The organism is Actinacidiphila sp. bgisy144 (genome assembly GCF_057708105.1).
On the sequence record NZ_JBYIRM010000027.1, the window covers coordinates 30,269 to 47,889 of the forward strand.

14 protein-coding genes, 1 tRNA gene and 2 pseudogenes are annotated in these 17,621 nt (G+C 69.2%); 12 read left to right on the forward strand and 5 right to left on the reverse strand.

Going from position 1 to position 17,621, the window contains the following annotated elements; genetic code table 11:
* Nucleotides 1-50: 50 nt before the first annotated feature.
* From AC3EVP_RS26840 to AC3EVP_RS26870, 7 genes and pseudogenes are all read left to right on the forward strand, one after another.
* Nucleotides 51-1,901 carry an AIPR family protein gene (locus AC3EVP_RS26840; RefSeq protein ID WP_435134066.1) on the forward strand — a complete coding sequence of 617 codons (1,851 nt, stop codon included), beginning with the start codon at nt 51-53 and terminating at the stop codon, nt 1,899-1,901.
* 47 nt (nt 1,902-1,948) lie between these two features.
* Nucleotides 1,949-3,466, forward strand: a complete 1,518-nt coding sequence (locus tag AC3EVP_RS26845) for an McrB family protein (protein WP_435134068.1) — start codon at nt 1,949-1,951, stop codon at nt 3,464-3,466.
* A gap of 83 nt (nt 3,467-3,549) precedes the next feature.
* Nucleotides 3,550-4,650: an McrC family protein gene (locus tag AC3EVP_RS26850; protein ID WP_435134201.1), complete on the forward strand. Its 1,101-nt coding sequence runs from the start codon at nt 3,550-3,552 to the stop codon at nt 4,648-4,650.
* 156 nt (nt 4,651-4,806) lie between these two features.
* A complete protein-coding gene (locus AC3EVP_RS26855; protein ID WP_435134070.1) occupies nt 4,807-5,661 on the forward strand; it encodes an IS5 family transposase in 855 nt (284 codons plus the stop codon).
* A 79-nt stretch (nt 5,662-5,740) separates the two neighbouring features.
* Nucleotides 5,741-6,028: a hypothetical protein gene (locus AC3EVP_RS26860; RefSeq protein WP_435134073.1), complete on the forward strand. Its 288-nt coding sequence runs from the start codon at nt 5,741-5,743 to the stop codon at nt 6,026-6,028.
* Between the two features lie 277 nt (nt 6,029-6,305).
* Nucleotides 6,306-6,419, forward strand: a pseudogene (locus AC3EVP_RS26865) (DNA-binding protein); the annotation flags it as partial.
* Between the two features lie 239 nt (nt 6,420-6,658).
* Nucleotides 6,659-8,243: pseudogene (locus AC3EVP_RS26870) on the forward strand (LacI family DNA-binding transcriptional regulator).
* A 50-nt stretch (nt 8,244-8,293) separates the two neighbouring features.
* On the opposite strand, the gene AC3EVP_RS26875 reads toward AC3EVP_RS26870, so the two are convergent.
* Both AC3EVP_RS26875 and AC3EVP_RS26880 read right to left on the reverse strand, forming a co-directional pair.
* Nucleotides 8,294-8,367 (reverse strand) — tRNA-Pro (locus tag AC3EVP_RS26875).
* Nucleotides 8,368-8,473: 106 nt separating this feature from the next.
* A complete protein-coding gene (locus AC3EVP_RS26880) occupies nt 8,474-9,397 on the reverse strand; it encodes a metallophosphoesterase (protein ID WP_335983862.1) in 924 nt (307 codons plus the stop codon).
* A 154-nt stretch (nt 9,398-9,551) separates the two neighbouring features.
* On the opposite strand from AC3EVP_RS26880, the gene AC3EVP_RS26885 reads away from it, so the two are divergent.
* Nucleotides 9,552-10,013, forward strand: coding sequence for a GatB/YqeY domain-containing protein (locus AC3EVP_RS26885; RefSeq protein ID WP_335983860.1), 462 nt, complete (start codon nt 9,552-9,554; stop codon nt 10,011-10,013).
* A 185-nt stretch (nt 10,014-10,198) separates the two neighbouring features.
* On the opposite strand, the gene AC3EVP_RS26890 is transcribed toward AC3EVP_RS26885, so the two are convergent.
* Nucleotides 10,199-12,559, reverse strand: a complete 2,361-nt coding sequence (locus tag AC3EVP_RS26890; protein ID WP_435134076.1) for a transglycosylase domain-containing protein — start codon at nt 12,557-12,559, stop codon at nt 10,199-10,201.
* 626 nt (nt 12,560-13,185) lie between these two features.
* Here AC3EVP_RS26890 and AC3EVP_RS26895 point away from each other — a divergent pair.
* The gene (locus tag AC3EVP_RS26895) at nt 13,186-13,524 is read left to right on the forward strand and encodes a WhiB family transcriptional regulator (RefSeq protein WP_335983855.1); all 339 of its coding nucleotides are present in this window, start codon (nt 13,186-13,188) and stop codon (nt 13,522-13,524) included.
* Here the strand turns inward: AC3EVP_RS26895 and bagB are convergent.
* Nucleotides 13,506-14,834 (reverse strand): ATPase BagB, encoded by a 1,329-nt coding sequence (gene bagB, locus AC3EVP_RS26900; RefSeq protein WP_435134080.1) that lies wholly within the window; start codon nt 14,832-14,834, stop codon nt 13,506-13,508. The two genes, AC3EVP_RS26895 and bagB, sit on opposite strands and share 19 nt — an antisense overlap.
* A 162-nt stretch (nt 14,835-14,996) precedes the next feature.
* A complete protein-coding gene (gene bagA, locus AC3EVP_RS26905; protein WP_435134083.1) occupies nt 14,997-16,151 on the reverse strand; it encodes an ATPase BagA in 1,155 nt (384 codons plus the stop codon).
* A 229-nt stretch (nt 16,152-16,380) separates the two neighbouring features.
* Between bagA and sp36 the strand changes: the two genes are divergently transcribed.
* The 3 genes from sp36 (at nt 16,381) to AC3EVP_RS26920 (ending at nt 17,607) form a co-directional block, all read left to right on the forward strand.
* Nucleotides 16,381-16,539: a Sp36 family protein gene (gene sp36, locus AC3EVP_RS26910; protein ID WP_202234418.1), complete on the forward strand. Its 159-nt coding sequence runs from the start codon at nt 16,381-16,383 to the stop codon at nt 16,537-16,539.
* Nucleotides 16,536-17,003: a RidA family protein gene (locus tag AC3EVP_RS26915; protein WP_335983849.1), complete on the forward strand. Its 468-nt coding sequence runs from the start codon at nt 16,536-16,538 to the stop codon at nt 17,001-17,003. The genes sp36 and AC3EVP_RS26915 overlap by 4 nt, the downstream gene beginning before the upstream one ends.
* A 280-nt stretch (nt 17,004-17,283) precedes the next feature.
* Nucleotides 17,284-17,607 (forward strand): DUF952 domain-containing protein, encoded by a 324-nt coding sequence (locus AC3EVP_RS26920; protein ID WP_435134204.1) that lies wholly within the window; start codon nt 17,284-17,286, stop codon nt 17,605-17,607.
* Nucleotides 17,608-17,621 lie beyond the last annotated feature (14 nt).

The following is a 17,621-nucleotide window of genomic DNA, read 5'->3' on the forward strand; positions in this document are numbered from 1 at the left end:
GATCTCCCTAAGGGTGGTGGCGGTGTCGTGAGTGTCGGAGGGGCGCGGTAGTGAGCGTGGTGGGCCTTGAGGGGGAAGCGCGGCTGCTCGACGAGGTGCTTAGTCGTCGGCCCGATCTTGACAGGAAGGCTTATGGCAACAACAAGCGTCTGCTCTTCGCCCTTCAGCTTCATCAAGGCATCGACGACATCCACTCGGTAGCGGCAGAGTCGCTCACTGATGGCGGAGACGACAAAACGGTTGACCTGGTGCACATCGACCCAAAGTCCGGTCTGATGATCATTGCGCAGGGATACACTACAAAGCGGCCGGTGACGTCGGAGAAGAGCGCTGGCGAGCAGAAGGTCAGAGATCTCAACACCTCGATCGCCTGGCTGCTTGCCGGAGAGCCGGAGGTGCTGCCCCCTCGGCTCCGACCGGTCGGCCGAGCCGTCCACCAGGCGTTCGAGGATGGCACTGTCAAAGAAGTGCAGTTCTGGTACGTCCACAACCTTCGGGAGTCAGCTCACGCGCAGGCGGAGCTCGCCGCTACAGCTCGAATGGCCACCGACCGCCTCCGGCAGACTTACGAGGATCGCGCGCCCGAGCGAGTCCTTGGTGTCGAAGTTGGTGTTCATACTCTCTATCGCTGGTACGAGGGCTCCCGCAGCCCGATCCTGATCACTGAGGACATCCAGCTTATTGTCGACGACTACTTCGAGATATCGAACGGCAAGTGGCACGCCCTGTGTACGGCGGTGGACGCTGCCTGGCTCCAGGGTCTCTACTGGGAGCACAACAGCGACGGCGAGAATCGCCTGTTCTCCGCGAACATCCGAGGTTTCGTCGGGGTCAAGGGTCGCAAGGGTGCGATCAACAGCGCCATCAGGAAGACGGTCCAAGACCAGCCGGACAACCTCTTCGTGTTGAACAACGGCATCACCGCGCTCACTCGCAAGGTAGAGGTGGCCGAGGAGCCCGACTCCGACGGCCGACGCCGGATTAGGTTGGAGGGGCTCTCCATCGTCAACGGCGCGCAGACCACCGGCGCGGTCAGCGACGAGACCCTACGCGGGCAGACCGAGTCCGCCCAGGTCATGATTCGCTTCGTGGTATGCGACGAGCCCTCTCTCGTTGAGGAAGTCATCCGCACAACAAACCGTCAGTTGGCCACCCAGCCAGCCGACTTCCGTAGTAATGATCGTACGCAGCTGCGCCTGGTCCGTGATTTCCGCGAAGAACTGGGTGGGATCGTGTACGACGGGGGGCGACGCACGGCACCAAGCGAGATCACCAAGGCGACACCGACCAACCGCGTCTTCGCCGTCACCGCCGCCAAGGCACTCGCGGCTTTCCATGGCGAGCCTTTCGTGGCGCACAGCGACTCTGGCCGGATCTGGTCTTCGGAGCAGCCGCTCTACGCACGGCTTTTTGGAGAGCACACCACAGCCAGGCACATCCTCTTCTGCTACAGCTTGCAGCGGGCCGTGGAGCAGGCCAAGGCGGAATTCGCAGGAAAGTGCGCCAAGGATCCCGAGCGGTCCGGCCCGGTTCGCGACGTGCACGAATTTTTTCAGACCAGAGGGTCCATCCCATTGGTGATTTCCGCGGTCGCAGACTGCATGGAGATCATCCTTGATCGCAGCGTCGCAGACCCCTTTACCTTGGAATTCCCGCGCAGGCCACAGATCGCCACGACGGTCAAGCACTGGGAACGGGTCCTGGAGCCAGTCTTGCCGTTCGTCACCAAGCTGTCCCCAGTGCTGGGCCGCCGGTCCGCTCAGGGCGATGCCGGCGACTATGACCGGGCAAAGGCGTTTAGTGACGCCCGCAAGGACTTCGCCCAAACCGTCTACGCCCAGACGATGCACGACCACGCCAAGACTGCCTTTGACCGCTTCCGACAGGTGCTGGGGCAGTAGTAAGGAGCAGCGCACCTCCTCCCGTCTGCCAGATACAAAGGAACGATGTGCAGGAACCCGACGGCACTACTTCCGGGACCCATGAACCGACCTCCGGACCTCCGGACCGCCCCGGCGACGCCAACCCGCCCCGCCGGGCCTGGCTGATTCGAGCCCCGGATATCGAGCGAGCCGACCTCCTCGACGACTGGCTCAGCGGCGGATATTGCGGAGTCGAGGCAGCACGACTGCGCCAGCTCGAACCGGGGGTCAGCGAAGAAGAGATTCGCCGTGCCGTGGAGGAAGACTATGGTTACCTCGCGCAAGTGGCGATCAAGGACAAGACGGCCGAGGTCCACTTGTTCCTCAACCGCGTGTCCCCGGGGGACCTTGTCGCGACACTTAGCGGGGAGGGCGATCAGCTCTACCTCGGTGAGGTGACCTCTGCTCCACGTTTCACGACGGACCGTACTACCTCCCTGCGCCGGAACGTACGCTGGCTTAATACCGAGCAGCCGGTCGACCCTTTCGACGACGAGGCCCCCGACGGCCTGAGCGGCAAGTTCGGGGTCCAACTCAGGGTCGTCGACCTCACTGACCTCGCGCAGGACCTCGAGACCTTGCTGCCCGCGGTTGCCGGAGCCCCGTCGGCCCCGCCGCTGCGAACCCTCCACCTGCCAGATGCCACCCAGAAGCTCGCCGAGGAGCTCTTCGTCGGCTTCGAGGAACTGGATGACTGGCTGCACCTGCTCCGGGACCGGCCCCAGATCGTTTTCTACGGGCCGCCAGGGACCGGAAAGACTTACTTGGCCCGGCAACTGGCGCTGCATTTGACTGCAGGCCGGCGTGACCGAGTGACGCTCGTCCAGTTTCACCCCTCGTACGCCTACGAGGACTTCTTTGAGGGGTTCCGTCCTCGCCAGGGGAAGGACGGCCAGCCTGGCTTCGAACTGGTACCTGGCCCTTTCCGGCGCACGGTGGAGAACGCCCGCAAGGACCCCTCTAGTCCGTACGTCCTGATCATTGACGAGATCAACAGAGCCAACCTCGCCCGAGTTTTCGGCGAGCTGTACTTCCTGCTGGAGTACCGCGGGGAGATCGTGCACCTGCAGTACGGCACGGACGAGGGCAACGGCTTCACCCTCCCACGCAATGTCGTCATTCTCGGCACGATGAACACGGTCGACCGCTCAGTCGCCCGGGTGGACGCGGCCATGCGACGCCGATTCTCCTTCATCGAACTCCACCCCTCGGTGGAGCCCACCGCCTCCATGCTGCGCGCCTGGTTGCACAGTCACCAGCTACCCGATGCGGCTGCCGATCTACTGGACGAACTGAACAGCCGAATCCTCGACCGGGACTTCCGCCTCGGTCCCTCCTACCTCATGCGCCTCAGCCTCTATGAGCAGTCCGGGGCGCTCGCTCGCGCCTGGCGCACCTCGATCCTCCCCCTCCTGGAGGACCAGCACCGGGATGAGGGCGATGCGATTGAGCGGTTCGGACTTCCGGCGCTGCTCGCCGAGCTAGGGCTCGACGAGTCGGCGCTCCTCAGGGAACCCCCTGTTGTGGATGACACCAGCACGTGACCCGCCTAGATCTAGCAGAGAGCGGGGGCGCGGTCCTGGCGGAGCTCAGTCCAGAGCAGGCCGCGGCGCTCACTTCGTCGCAGGTGGTTCGGGTCGAGCAGGGACGTCGCGCCGGACTGTGGAGGGTCAGTGGACGACGCCTGGTCGGGGCCGCTCGCATCCACGGTGTCGAAGTTCGAATCGCGCCGAAGACTCCTATCTCCCGACTGCTGTTCCTGTTGGGCTACTCTGCCGCACCAGGTCGGTGGTGGCCCGAGGTTGTGGACGCGGCAGAGAGGGACGGACTGCTGGCGGCCGTCGCCTACGCCTTCGTCCGAGCGACGGAGCGCGCCATGCGGTATGGCCCGCTACAGGGCTACCGCTCGGTGGAGGACACTCTTCCGGTGATACGCGGCCGGATCAGGCCGTCCGATCAGGTGCGGCGGCACTTCGGACAGGCATTCCCGGTCGAGGTCAGCTTCGAAGAGTTCACTGAGGACATCCCCGAGAACCGGATCCTACTGGCGGCGGCCCGGAGGCTCCTCTCTTTGCCGGACGTGCCGATCACCTGCCGTCGCGGATTGCGCCGGATCGTGACCACCCTCGCGGATGTGACAGAGGCAGACATTGGAGCCGCTCCGCCGCCATGGGTTCCCGGTTTTCACAATGTGCAGTTCCACAGTGCTGTCCGGCTGGGGGAGCTGGTGCTCCGCGGCGCTTCGTATGACCTGGACAGCCGGGGCCCCGTGCGTGTGGACGGACTACTGCTGAACATGGAGAAGGTCTTCGAGGACTTCGTCGCGGGAGCCCTCACCGAGGCCCTGCGTCCCTTCGGCGGCACCACGCACATCCAAGACCGGCGCCACTTCCTTGATCAACGGCACAAGATCCAGCTCCTGCCGGACGTCGTCTGGTGCCGCAACGATGGGCACCCAGCCGGGGTCGCCGACGCCAAGTACAAACTGGGGAAGGTCAGCGGTTACCCGAACGCCGACCTCTACCAGATGACCTCGTACTGCCTCGGACTCGGGCTCGACCGAGGGCACCTCGTCTACGCGGCCGGAGAGACTCCCGCTACTCGGCACGTTATCCGCAACTCGGGAATTGAGTTGGTTCAGCACGCGCTTCCCTTGGGAGCAGAACCGAACGAGTTGCTGACCGCAATCGCCACAATCGCCGGGGACATTGCGTCACCCATGCCCTGAATATGATCTCGCAATACCTTGAAGTAGTGCAAAACGGTGGGCTGTCGGGAGGTGTTCGGAGCGCGGTACAGCGGCGCGGATCTCGTTGTGGCCGGTCACTCAGAGCGTGTCTGAGATCCGCCGTATCGGCCGTTCGGGTGGCTCGTTGAGTGGTGTGTGAGTGCCGGCAGGGACGGCTACCCGTCTGATCTAACCGATGAGCAGTGGGCGTTGATCGAGCCACTGCTTCCCGCGCCGAGGACGGGCCGCAAGGGCGGGCGGCGCGAGAAACACCCGCGTCGGCGGATCGTGGACGCGATCTTGTACCTGGCGCGGACCGGGTGCCAGTGGCGGTACCTGCCCAAGGATTTTCCGCCCTGGCCGACGGTGTACTGGTACTTCACCTGGTGGCACGACGACGGCACGGTGGAGAAGGTCCACGACACCCTGCGGGTCAAGGTCCGCCAGGCCGACGGCCGCGACCCGGAACCGTCCGCCGGCCTGGTCGACTCGCAGTCGGTGTGGGCCGCGGACACCGTCCCCAAGGCCACCAGTGGCTTCGATGCGGGCAAGAAGACCAAGGGCCGCAAGCGGTTCATCGTCACCGACACCCTCGGTCTCCTGCTGACCGTGCATGTGCTGGCCGCAAACGTCCAGGATCGCGACGGCGCCAGACGCTCCCTGCTGTGGACCCGTCTGGACCACCCCACCGTGACCAGGATCTGGGCCGATCAGGGCTTCGCCGGCAGGCTCGTCGAGTGGTGCGCCGCGGTCTTGCACCGCGCCTTGGACATCGTCCGCAAGGAACCCGGGCAACGGGGCTTCAAGGTGCAGCCCAAGCGGTGGGCGGTAGAGTGCACCTTCGCATGGATCACCACGCGACGCCGCCTGGCCTGCGACTACGAACGCAATCCGGCACACTCCGAAACCATGATCCGCTGGGCCATGACCGACGTGATACTCCGCCGACTCACCCGAGGCCGACCCGCCGTACGCCAAGGCCCCCGCCCACTACGGAAAACCACCTCATAGCCGATCTCAGACACGCTCTGAGTGGCGGGGGAGCTTTCTGGAGTCCGTCCACGTCGCTGGTGACATCGACGCGTCGCAGGTGACCGTCGTTCTCGCCACCCCTGAAGCGACCCTCGTGCTGGAACTGGCGCAGGTGGTCCACCTGAGTTTCGACAATGGTGGGCACACCTTCGTAGACGAGATTGAGGTCGTCGACCTGCCGCGCGTCGGTAGGTGGCCGAGCCAGGTTCACCACCTGCTGAGCCACCACAACAACGAAGCAGCCATGGTGTGGCTGCAGTTGATCGGCCCCACGACGGTTGAGGTACTGGCGCGCACACTCGCGATTCGTGCGAGCGAAGCCGATGAGGGCCACGGGCAGCAGTAGGCGTGCGGTCCGCCGATTCGAGCTGCCGAGTCGTGTCCGGGATTCCGTGCTACCGTCCCGCGACGACCGCCCGACCAGGGCAAGTCGTAGCCGAACACGCTTCCCCACGGCGGCGACGGCGAGGTACACAGCACCTCCGCCAGCTGACCGCCCGCCCGCACCCGTACCGCCGACGAAGGAGGGACCATGCGTTTGCCAGTCGTGCCGTGTCGGGCCCTCAACCGGCGCCGGAGAACCGCCTGCTGACCTTGCGCCCCTCCGCGCCAGAGGTCCCACCATGTCTCCTTCCGCTCCCGACAACCTGGCCGTCCTCTACCGGCCCGCCCAGATCGCTGACGTCCTCGGCTGTTCCGAGTGGTGGGTCAAGGAGCAGGCGCGGCGGCGACGGATTCCGTTCGCCCGGCTCGGCGGCAGCTACCGCTTCACCGCCGAGCACCTCGCGGAGATCATCCGGATCTTCGAGGAACGGCCGCCCGCCCCGCCCGATGCCGGCACCCTGCCGTCCGCCAGGTCGGCGTACCGACCGGCCCGGGCCGCCCGTCGCGGTCGAGCCTCGGCTCAACGCCCGCCCGCCGCGGCGATGGCGGGCGGGCGCAGGACCCCAGACCACCACCCCGGAAGGAGCCAGACATGGGATACGGCGAGAAGCGAGGCGACTACTGGCGTCCCCGCTACAAGATCGCGCCCGGCAAGTACCGCACCCTCGCCGACGGTAACGGCGAACTGCTGCGCTTCCGGACGAAACGGGCCGCCGAGCAGGCCGCCAACGAGGAAGAGGCGAAGGTCCGCGGCGGGCGGTGGCACGACCGGCGGCAGCACGGATTACGTTCGGGGAGTACGCCAACCGGTGGTCCGCCGCACAGGACTTGGCCGCCGCCACCATGCAGAACTACCGGCGGCACACGAGGAGCACCGGCTGCCGTACTTCAACGACCTGGAGGTCGGCGAGATCAACCGGCACCACGTCGAGCAGTGGGAGCGGCAAGAGCGAGGGCGGGGATACGCGGCCGCCACCTTGAAGACATGGCGCAGCACCTTGCACCTGATCCTTGGGGACGCCGTGGATGACGGGCTGCGCGAGACGAACCCCGCCGCTAGGCGAAGGGGGCGCGGCAAGCGTGTCGGACATTCGCGCAACCGCAGGCCGGAGAAGGTGATCACCGACGCGCTCGGCATCCTGCTCATCGCCGAGCGCGCCGCGCTGCTCGCCGGGCGGGACGACGAGTTCGTCGCCCTCGTCACCAAGGGCTACACCGGCATCCGGTGGGGCGAACTCATGGGTCTGGAGACGCTGTTCATCCGGCCCGGCTCACTCCGTGTCGAGTGGCAGCTCTACGAGCTGGACGGCGGCGAGTTCCATCGGTGCCCGCCCAAGGATGACTCCTACCGCACCATCGACACCCCGGACTTCCTGTCCGGGCTGCTCGCACGGCACGTTGCCGCCAAGCGGCCCGAGCCCTGCGGCTGCCACGGGCTTCGGTACGCCTTCAACGGCTACAGCGCAGCCAACGGCACCCGCCGGCCCGGCGCGAAGATCGTCGACGTGGCCCGCAAGGCCGGTGTCTTCGCCGGGAGCGTCTCCAACGTTCAACTGACCTGCCAGCGTCTCGGAGGACAGGCGGCTCCGGGTGGAGGCCGCCATCGCCGACCTCGGGTACGTCCGCAACGCCAGCTCAGGCGAACTCGCGCCCCACTGGCGGCGCAGTGGCTTCGCCTCGTGGCTCTTCTATCCAGCGACCACCGGCTCCTACCGGCCCGCGCCCCCTGCGACGCCCACCCCGTGCCGCTGCTCGCCGAACCCTGGCCCGGCGTCCCCGCCCGGGGACGTGGTGCCGCCCAGCGCGCCCAAGCCTGTTGGGCTCCCATCGCCCCGGGCCTGACGCCCCACGGCCTCCGGCATGCCCACCGTACGATCATGGAAGAGGCCGGCACTCCACCCAAGCTCATGGACGAGCGGCTCGGGCACGAGGACGGTTCCGTCCAGGCCCGCTACTCCCACGTCACCCCGCGCCTGCGCGCCCGGCTCATGGATGCGCTCACGGAGCAGTGGGAGGACGCACTCCAAGCCCGCCGCGGGATGTGCCCCAGCTCGCCCGTTGCGGCGCTCGACGCGCTCCTCGCAGCGAGGGAAAGACCAGGCCAGAGGGCGGAAGAAGAGAGGCCCCGACCAAGATCTTCTCCCATTTTCTCCCAAGGCCCCCTGGAAACGCCGTGAGGGACGGTCTTCCGATTCGGAAGACCGTCCCTCACCTGCATGTTCACCAGTCGGGGTGGCGGGATTTGAACCCACGGCCTCTTCGTCCCGAACGAAGCGCGCTACCAAGCTGCGCCACACCCCGGTGCAACGAGGATTACTCTAGCGGACCCGGAGCCGGAGGCGAAATCCGGTTTCGGGGGCGGGCCGCAGGCGGGCCGGGAGTGGGGCGGGGCGGGCCGGGGGAGTGGTCAGGTGAGGGTGAGGAGCGTGGCCTCGGGGGGGCACGCGAACCGCACCGGGGTGTAGCGGTTGGTGCCGCAGCCCGCGGACACGTGGAGGTGGGACGTGAAGCCGGTGGCCGTGTGGGTGGAGAGGCCCTTGACGCGGTCGGTGTCGATGTCGCAGTTCGTGACCAGCGCGCCGTAGAAGGGGATGCAGAGCTGGCCCCCATGGGTGTGGCCGGCCAGGATCAGGGGGTAGCGGTCGGACGTGAAGGCGTCGAGGACCCGCAGGTAGGGGGCGTGGACGAGGGCCAGGCTGAAGTCGGCGTCGGGGTCGGGGCCGCCCGCCACGTCCGCGTACCGGTCCCGCTTGATGTGCGGGTCGTCCAGCCCGGTGAGGCCGAGCACGGCCCCGTCGTCGAGCTTGAGCCGCCCGCGGGTGTTGCTCAGGCCGACCCAGCCGGCCGCGTCGAAGGCGTCCCGCAGCTCCCCCCAGGGGTTGCGGATCACGCCGTGGGCGCCGGAGCTCTTGCCGTTGAGCCCGTGCTGGCCGCGGGCCTTCTCGACGAGGTAGCGGCCCGGGTTGCGGAACTTGGGGCCGTAGTAGTCGTTCGAGCCGAAGACGTACGCACCCGGGAAGCGGAGCAGCGGGCCGAGGGCGTCGAGCACCTCGGGGACGGCGGTGGGGTCGGAGAGGTTGTCGCCGGTGTTCACCACCAGGTCGGGGCGCAGCCCGGCCAGCGACTGGAGCCAGCGGCGCTTCTTGCGCTGCCCGGAGACCATGTGGATGTCGGAGAGCTGGAGGATGCGGATCGGCCGCATGCCCTCGGGCAGGACCCGAACCTCCACCCGGCGCAGGCGGAAGGACCGCGCCTCGAAACCGGCCGCATAGGCCACGCAGGCCGCGCCTGCCGCCGTCACACCCAGGGGGATTCCGTATCGCGCGCGCATGCGTCCATCGTGTCAGAGTCCACACCCCGTGTGGACGCTGGTACGGCCCCGGAACAGGGGCAAATACGACGGTAGGAAGGTGCGACCGTACGATCCCCCCGGGGCCGCCGGTTAATCCGGCGCGCCCGCCGCGCGGCGGTGCGAAAATCGGGGCATGACCACGACCCTCAAGCAGCGCCTGCACGACGACCTGACCGCCGCGATGAAGAGCCGCGACGAGCTGCGTTCCGCCACGATCCGGCTGACCCTCAGCGCCATCACGAAGGAGGAGGTGGCCGGTGCCACCGCCCGGCAGCTCTCCGACGACGAGGTGCTGAAGGTGATCGCCCGCGAGGCGAAGAAGCGCCGTGAGGCCGCGGAGGCGTTCGCGCAGGGCGGCCGTGCGGAGTCCGCGCAGCGGGAGAAGGAGGAGGGCGAGGTGCTGGCCGAGTACCTGCCCAAGCAGCTCGACGACGAGGCCCTCGCGGCCGTCGTACGGTCGGCGATCGAGGAGTCCGGCGCTTCCGGGCCCAAGGCGATGGGCGCCGTGATGAAGCTTGTGAACCCCAAGGTCGCCGGGCTCGCCGAGGGCGGCCGGGTGGCGGCCGAGGTCAAGCGCCAGCTCGCCGCGGGCTGACCTCGGCAGGTCCGCCTCGCCGGGAGGACTGTTGACGCGAGCACCGGACAAACGAAGCCGGATATACGTAAGGCCGGATATACGTAAGGCCGGACATCCGTGAAGCCGGACATACGTAAGGGGCGCCCATTCAGGAGGGCGCCCCTTACGTATACGGCTGTTCCCTTACGGGTGTACCCCTGGCGTTACGGGAAGCCGGTGCCGCCGCCGGAGGGTTGGAGGATGACGCCGCCCGAGCCGTCGGTGGTGCCGCCGGTGGTCGTGGTGCCCCCGGTGGTGCCTCCGGTGGTGGTCGTACCGCCGTCGGTGGTGCCGCCCGTGGTCCCGCCGGCGGTACTGGTGCCGCCGGCGGTGATCGCCCCGGTCGTCGCACCCATCACCGTGAAGCCGCCGTGGCCGCCGCCGTGTTTGCCCTTGCCCTTGCCGTTGTCGGTGCCGCTGTTCCCGTTGGTGTCGCCGGTGTTGTCGCCGTTGGCCGGCTTGTCGGACGAGCTGGGGTCGGGCACGTCGAGCTTCACGGTGGTGAAGTTCTCCACCGGGGTGCCCTCCAGGGCGCCGGTCATCGCGTCCTTCCAGATCGGCGCGGGTCCGTCGGCACCCTGGACCTTGTCGTAGTAGCGCGGGCCGATGGTGACGTCGATCATCTGCTGCTTGTGCGACGGGTCGCCCATCCACACAGCCGAGGCCAGGTTCGGGGTGTAGCCGGCGAACCAGGCGGCGTACCGGTTGTCGGTGGTACCGGTCTTACCGGCGGTCTCCCGGCCGGTGAGGTTGGCCGCGGTACCCGTACCGTCGTCGACGACGCCCTTGAGCATGGTGTTCAGGGTGTCCGCGGTGTCCTGCGACATCGCCTGCGAGCACAGCGACTTCGGCACCGTGAGGTGCTTGCCCTGGGCGTTGGTCACCGAGTTGATGACGATCGGCGTGCAGTAGACACCGCGGTTGGCGAAGGCGGCGTACGCGGCGGCCACCGACAGCGGCGACACCTCGTTGGTGCCCAGGGTGAGCGACGCGCCCTGCACCAGCGGCTTGCCGTCGGCCCGGCCGAGCCCGAGCTTGCCGGCCATCTTCACGATCGGGCACAGGCCGACGTCGGCCTCGAGCGCCACGAAGTAGGTGTTGATCGACTGCTTCAGCGCGTCGGGCATCGAGTACGGCCCGACCTCCGACGTCATCTCGTTCTGCGTCGTCTTGTCGCTGTGCAGGACCGACCCGCTGCACGTGGTCACGTCGGGGTACTGGATCTTGTTCGGCGACGGGTAGGTCTGCGACGGCTTGTACCCCGCCTCCAGGGCGGCGGCCGCGGTGATCGGCTTGAACGTCGAACCGTTCTGGAAGCCGAGGCCGCCGTCCATGTCCTCGTCGACCGAGTAGTTTATCTGCGTCTCGTTCTTGCCGACGCCGTACTGCTTGCTCTGGCCCATCGCGACGACCTTGCCGGTGCCGGGCTGCACCATGGTCATCGCCGCGGCGACCGCGTCGCTCTTGTAGACGTGGTTGCTGATCCCGGAGATCAGCGACTTCTGCGCCTTCGGGTCGAGCGTGGTGTGGATGGTCAGGCCGCCGGTGTTCCAGACCTTCGCCCGTGCCTCCTTCGTCTTGCCGAAGGCGGCGTTCTGCAGGAAGGTCTCGCGGACGTAGTCGCAGAAGAAGCCGGCGCCGTTGACCGCGGTGATGCAGCCGTTCTTCGGGGTGCTGGTCTTCAGGCCCAGCGGGGCCTTCTCCGCGGCCGCGGCCTGCGCCGGGGTGATGTCCTTCAGCTGCGCCATCCGCGCCAGCACCGTGTTGCGGCGCTCGGTCGCGGCGTTCGGCGAGGTGATCGGGTCGTACCCGGTCGGGGACTGCACCAGCCCGGCCAGCATCGCGGCCTGCGGGAGGGTGAGGTCCTTGGCGTGGGTGCTGAAGTACCGCTCCGAGGCGGCCTCGATGCCGTACGCCTGCTCACCGAAGAAGGTGATGTTGAGGTAGTTCTCCAGGATCTTCTTCTTGCCGAGTTCCTTCTCGACCTGGATCGCGTACTTCATCTCCTTGATCTTGCGGCCCACGGTCTGCTGCGTGGCCTGGGCGACCTTGCTCTGGTCGTCGCCGGCCTCCTCCACGAACACGTTCTTCACGTACTGCTGGGTGAGCGTGGAGGCGCCCTGGGTGCCGCTGTCGGAGGCGTTGTGGCTCAGCGCGCGCAGGATGCCCTTGAGGTCGATCGCGCCGTGCTCGTAGAACCGCGAGTCCTCGATGTCGACCAGCGCGTTGAGGATGTTGGGGCTCATCTGCGTGATCGGCACCACGGTGCGGTCGCGCGAGTAGACGGTGGCGATGAGGCCGCCGTCGGCGTCGAGGATCTTGGACGCCTGGCTCAGCGGCGGTTGCTTCAACTCGCCGGGCAGGTCGTCGAAGCCCTTGACGGTGCCCTTCGCGGACAGCCCCAGGGCACCGGCGGCGGGCAACGCGATTCCCGCGAGCACCACCCCGGCCAACACGCTGACACCGAGGAATTTCGCGACCTGCTGGGCCGTCGACACTCCCCCACCGGAACGCTTGTGAGCCATGCAGAGCAGCCTAAACCCCGATCCTGAGTGTTCCCGAGGCCTTGGTGGCTTTCCGGGCGGACGCGTACGAGACCGTGACATTGCGATGCCGTGACCTTCGTGACGGAATCGGGTCACGGACGGCCGCCGCAGGTGATCGCGGACGGCGGGGCGCGCGCCGGCTCGCGGTGGGCCGGACCGTCCGGTTGTGCGCCGGCGTATGGCAGGGCGGGCGCCGCACGGGACCCCGTACGCGACCCCACGCCGTACGGGCCTCGCCGTTTCCCGGACGCGCGGCGGGGTGGTCGCCTACCCTGGAGCAAGTGGGGCGCGAGGGCATCGCTGCCCCTTACCTTCCATCGTCACTCTTGTGAGTGATGAGAACTGCCCGAATTCTGGTATATGCCGGGGGACTTGGCTCCCCCCGGGCGACGGGAGATCCCGAAACCTCCCGTTCGTCCGTTTTCTTCGCGGCTCACTCCGTTGGGTGATATGCCGCGCACGCATAGTCCATTCGGGCCATGCAAGATTGGGCCTGAAAGGGCTGTTGCGTCGCGCCTACCTTCCGTAACGTCCTCAACTGGCAACGGTGAATATGCCGTTCGCCGCCGTGGGGGAGCCTCGATTCGGGAGAGGACGGCGCCAGCATGAGCAGCTGGGTAGCGGACTGGAGCACGCAGGCCGCGTGCAAGACGACTGATCCGGACGAGCTGTTCGTCCAGGGTGCGGCCCAGAACCGGGCGAAGGCGGTGTGCACCGGCTGCCCGGTGCGGACCGAGTGCCTGGCGGACGCGCTCGACAACCGGGTCGAGTTCGGTGTGTGGGGGGGTATGACCGAGCGTGAACGCCGCGCTCTGCTGCGCCGCCGTCCGACGGTGACGTCCTGGCGCAGACTGCTGGAGACGGCCCGTACCGAGTACGAGCGCAGCACCGGACTGCTGCCGATCGGCGACGAGGCGGACGAGGACTACGCCGCGGCCGGCTGACCGCCGCCCAGCAGCAGCCCGATCTCCCGCAGCCCCGCCAGGTCGTGCACGTCCCCGGGCAGCGCCCTGACGTCGACCACGGGGACGTCGGGGTGCACCGACACGAAGCGGTCCCGCGTGCGCCGCTCGCGGGCCACCACCTGCATCCGCTCGGCGTGCAACCGCAGCAGCCCGGCCGTGAGCAGCTCCGTACGGCCCTGGGCCCGATGCGCGCTGCGGTCCGTGCGGCTGTCCGCGGCGCCGTCCGCGCCCCCCTGCGCGGTGCTCTTCCCGGCGCCCTCCGCGGCGCCCTCAAGGCTGCCTGGCCCGCCGAAGTCAGCTTTCCCGGCGGGGAGATCGACAATGCCGCCGTCGGCCCCATTTTCCGCGGCAGCGTCCTCCAGCGCCTCGGCGGCGGCCAGCGCCCGCTCCGCGGTGAGCCGGTCGGCACCGCTGCCGTGCACGCGGTTGAGCACCAGCCCGGCCAGCGGCATGTCCTCCGCGGCCAGCCGCTCCACGAAGTAGGCCGCCTCGCGCAGCGCGTCCCGCTCGGGGGCGGCGACCACCAGGAACGCGGTCCCGGGCGCCTGGAGCAGCCGGTACGTGGCGTCCGCCCGGGTGCGGAACCCGCCGAACATGGTGTCCATGGCGGCCACGAACGTCTGCACGTCGCGCAGCAGCCCGGCGCCCATCACCTTGCTCAGGGTCCCGGTCATCATCGACATGCCCATGTTGAGGAACTTCACGCCGGCCCGGCCGCCCACCTTCGCCGGCGCCATCAGCAGCTTGATGAAGCGGCCGTCCAGGAACGAGCCGAGCCGCTTGGGGGCGTCGAGGAAGTCCAGCGCGCTCCGGCTCGGCGGGGTGTCCACGATGATCAGGTCCCAGGCGTCCTGGGCCCGCAGCTGGCCCAGCTTCTCCATCGCCATGTACTCCTGGGTGCCGGCGAATCCGGCCGACAACGACTGGTAGAACGGGTTCTCCAGAATGGCGCGGGCCCGCTCGGGGTCGGAGTGCTGCACCACGACCTCGTCGAACGTCCGTTTCATGTCCAGCATCATCGCGTGCAGCGACCCACCGGCCGACCGATCGATTCCAGCCACCTCGCGCGGGGTGTTGTCGAGTTCGGTCAGCCCCATCGACTGCGCGAGACGGCGCGCCGGGTCGATGGTGAGCACCACCGCCGTGCGCCCGCGCTCGGCGGCGCGCACCCCGAGCGCCGCCGCGGTGGTGGTCTTGCCGACACCGCCGGAACCGCAGCACACGATGATGCGGGCCTTGGGGTCGTCGAGCAGCGGGTCGATCTCCAGCAGGGGGCTTTCCAGGCTCATCCGTACGACCTCAGGACTCGGGTGCGCGGTACGCGGGGCGGGCGGGACACGCGGGGCGGCGGGGTTGACGGGGTGGTGCCGGTGGGACTGCCGGGGCTGGCGGTGCTGCCGGGCCGGGCGTCGCGCGCGGGGGCAGTGGTGCGGCTGTTGCGGCCATGGGGCTCAGTCATCGTCCGCGGCCACCGCTTCCTCCGCCAGGTCCGGCTCGTCCGGCGCCACGGGCGCGAAGGCGTCCTCGCGGGCGGGCGCCACCGCCTGGTGGCGCAGGCTCTCCGCGAGCCGGTAGAGCCCGCCGAGGTCCACCCCGTCGCCGAGCAGCTCCAACTCCCGCACCGGCAGGCCGAGCGCGGCGATCTCGGCGCGCTGCTCGCGCTCCAGCACCACCCGCTGGGCGTGCTCGTGGGCCTGGGCGAAGAGCGGGTCGACGAGGCGTTCGGCGACACCGCCTCGGCGCGCGCCGCCGAGCCCGGCCTGGGACAGCGCCTTGGCGACCGCGGCCCGGCGCTTGCCGTTGCCCGGCCCGGACACCGGCCCCGACGCCGTGCCCGACGCCGTCCCCTTGCCCTCGGTGCCGCCCTCGGTGGCGGCCAGCTCCGTCAGCTCGGCGTCCGCCAGCAGCACCGGCCGCACCATGTTGACGATCACCGCGCCCACCGGAAGCCCCGCCGAGCGCAGCTCCGCCACGCCGTCCATCGTCTCCTGGACGGGCATCTCCTCCAGCAGCGTCACCAGGTGGATCGCGGTCTGCGGGGACTTGAGCACCCTCATCACGGCCTGCGCCTGGTTGTGTATCGGGCCGACCCTGGCCAGGCCCGCGACCTCGTCGTTGACGTTCAGGAAGCGGGTGATGCGCCCGGTCGGCGGGGCGTCGAGCACCACCGAGTCGTACACCGGCCAGCCCGCCTTGTCCTTGCGGCGGACCGCCTCGCACGCCTTGCCGGTGAGCAGCACGTCCCGCAGGCCGGGGGCGACGGTGGTGGCGAAGTCGATCGCGCCGAGCTTCCTCAGCGCCCGGCCGGCCCGGCCGAGCTTGTAGAACATGTCGAGGTAGTCGAGCATCGCCAGCTCGGCGTCGATGGCCAGGGCGTGCACCTCGCCCCCGCCCGATGCGGAAGCGATCCTGCGCTCCTCGTACGGCAGGGCCTCGGTCTCGAAGAGCTGGGCGATGCCCTGCCGCTCCTCGACCTCGCACAGCAGCACCCGGCGGCCCTCGGCCGCGAGGGCGAGCGCCAGCGCGGCGGCGACCGTGGTCTTGCCCGTGCCGCCCTTGCCCGTCACGACGTGGAGCCTGACGGCTGATGACTGTTGAGGGCTCACCTTGCGAGCCTAACCATTCGGCGGCCCGGTCACCCCTCCGGCCGCCGGTTCACTCGGCGCAGCGGGGCCTCGGCAAGGCCCCGGCAGGGCCTCAGCGCGGCCGCAGCGGGGCCTCAGCAGGGTGGCCGCACGGCAGACGCGAGGCCCGAGCAGGACCAGCGGCGGAGAGCGGCGCCGCCGCGGCCGGGTGGCGGGAGGGCCGGGCCCGGCGAGGCACTAAGGTCGCGGTATGGCGAAGAAGTGGGAGTACGCGACCGTACCGCTGCTGGTGCACGCGACGAAGCAGATCCTGGACAACTGGGGCGAGGACGGCTGGGAGCTGGTCCAGGTCGTCCCGGGCCCGAACACCGAGCAGCTCGTTGCCTACCTCAAGCGGGAGAAGGAGTGAGCGGGGCGGTCGCGTCGCGCCTGGCCGAGCTGGGGCTGACGCTGCCCGAGGTGGTGCCGCCGCTGGCCTCCTACCAGCCCGCGGTCCGCTCCGGCGCGTACGTCTTCACCTCGGGGCAGCTGCCGATGGTCGAGGGCAAGCTGCCGGCGACCGGCAAGGTCGGCGCCGAGGTCAGCCCGGAGCGCGCCAAGGAGCTCGCCGCGACCTGCGCGCTGAACGCCCTGGCGGCGGTCCGCTCGGTCGCCGGTGACCTGGACCGGATCGCCCGCGTGGTCAAGGTGGTCGGCTTCGTCGCCTCGGCGCCCGACTTCACCGGGCAGCCCGCGGTCGTCAACGGCGCCAGCGAACTGCTCGGCGCGGTGCTGGGCGACAAGGGCGTGCACGCCCGCAGCGCGGTCGGCGTCGCGGTGCTGCCGCTGGACGCGCCGGTCGAGGTCGAGATCCAGGTCGAACTGGCCGACTGATCCCGGTTGGTGGAAGCTGGTCCCGGCCGGTTTCCGGCCCCTGGTGGCCGGTGCCGGCCCGGCGCACGGCGGGCGCACGTCCGGTGCGGGCGGCACGTACCGGACGCACACAGTGCACGTGACGCACGTGACGTACGGGAAACGACGTGAGGAGCGCACGATGGGCGACAGCACGGCGGACCGCACCGGCCCGGGCACCGGCACCGGCCCTGGCACCGAGGCCGACACCCACACCGGCCCCGAGGCCGCGCCCGTACGGCCGGAAGGCGCGCGGCCGGACCTGATCCTGCACCTGACCGAGCGCGCCCTGTGGGACGAGGCCCGCGGGGTGGGCAGCTACGAGATGTCCACCCGCGGCCGCACCCTCGGCGACGTCGGCTTCATCCACTGCTCGCTGCGCCACCAGCTCCCGGGGGTCGCCGCGCTGCTCTACGGCGCCGAGCCGGACCGCACCGACCTGGTCGTCCTCGTGATCGAGGTGGCGCGGCTCGACGTGCCGGTCCGCTACGAGCCGCCGGTCCCCGGGGGCGAGGAGTTCCCGCACGTCTACGGTCCGCTGCGGGTGGACGCGGTGGTCGGCGTCGAGCCGTGGCCGGTGGCGTAGCGCCGAGCCGGCCG

Coding starts and splice junctions, on each gene's coding strand:
- AC3EVP_RS26880 (WP_335983862.1), bottom strand. CDS start 9,397: ATGCGCGCGCGATACGGAATCCCCCTGGGTGTGACGGCGGCAGGCGCG.
- AC3EVP_RS26885 (WP_335983860.1), top strand. CDS start 9,552: ATGACCACGACCCTCAAGCAGCGCCTGCACGACGACCTGACCGCCGCG.
- AC3EVP_RS26890 (WP_435134076.1), bottom strand. CDS start 12,559: ATGGCTCACAAGCGTTCCGGTGGGGGAGTGTCGACGGCCCAGCAGGTC.
- AC3EVP_RS26895 (WP_335983855.1), top strand. CDS start 13,186: ATGAGCAGCTGGGTAGCGGACTGGAGCACGCAGGCCGCGTGCAAGACG.
- bagB (WP_435134080.1), bottom strand. CDS start 14,834: ATGAGCCTGGAAAGCCCCCTGCTGGAGATCGACCCGCTGCTCGACGAC.
- sp36 (WP_202234418.1), top strand. CDS start 16,381: ATGGCGAAGAAGTGGGAGTACGCGACCGTACCGCTGCTGGTGCACGCG.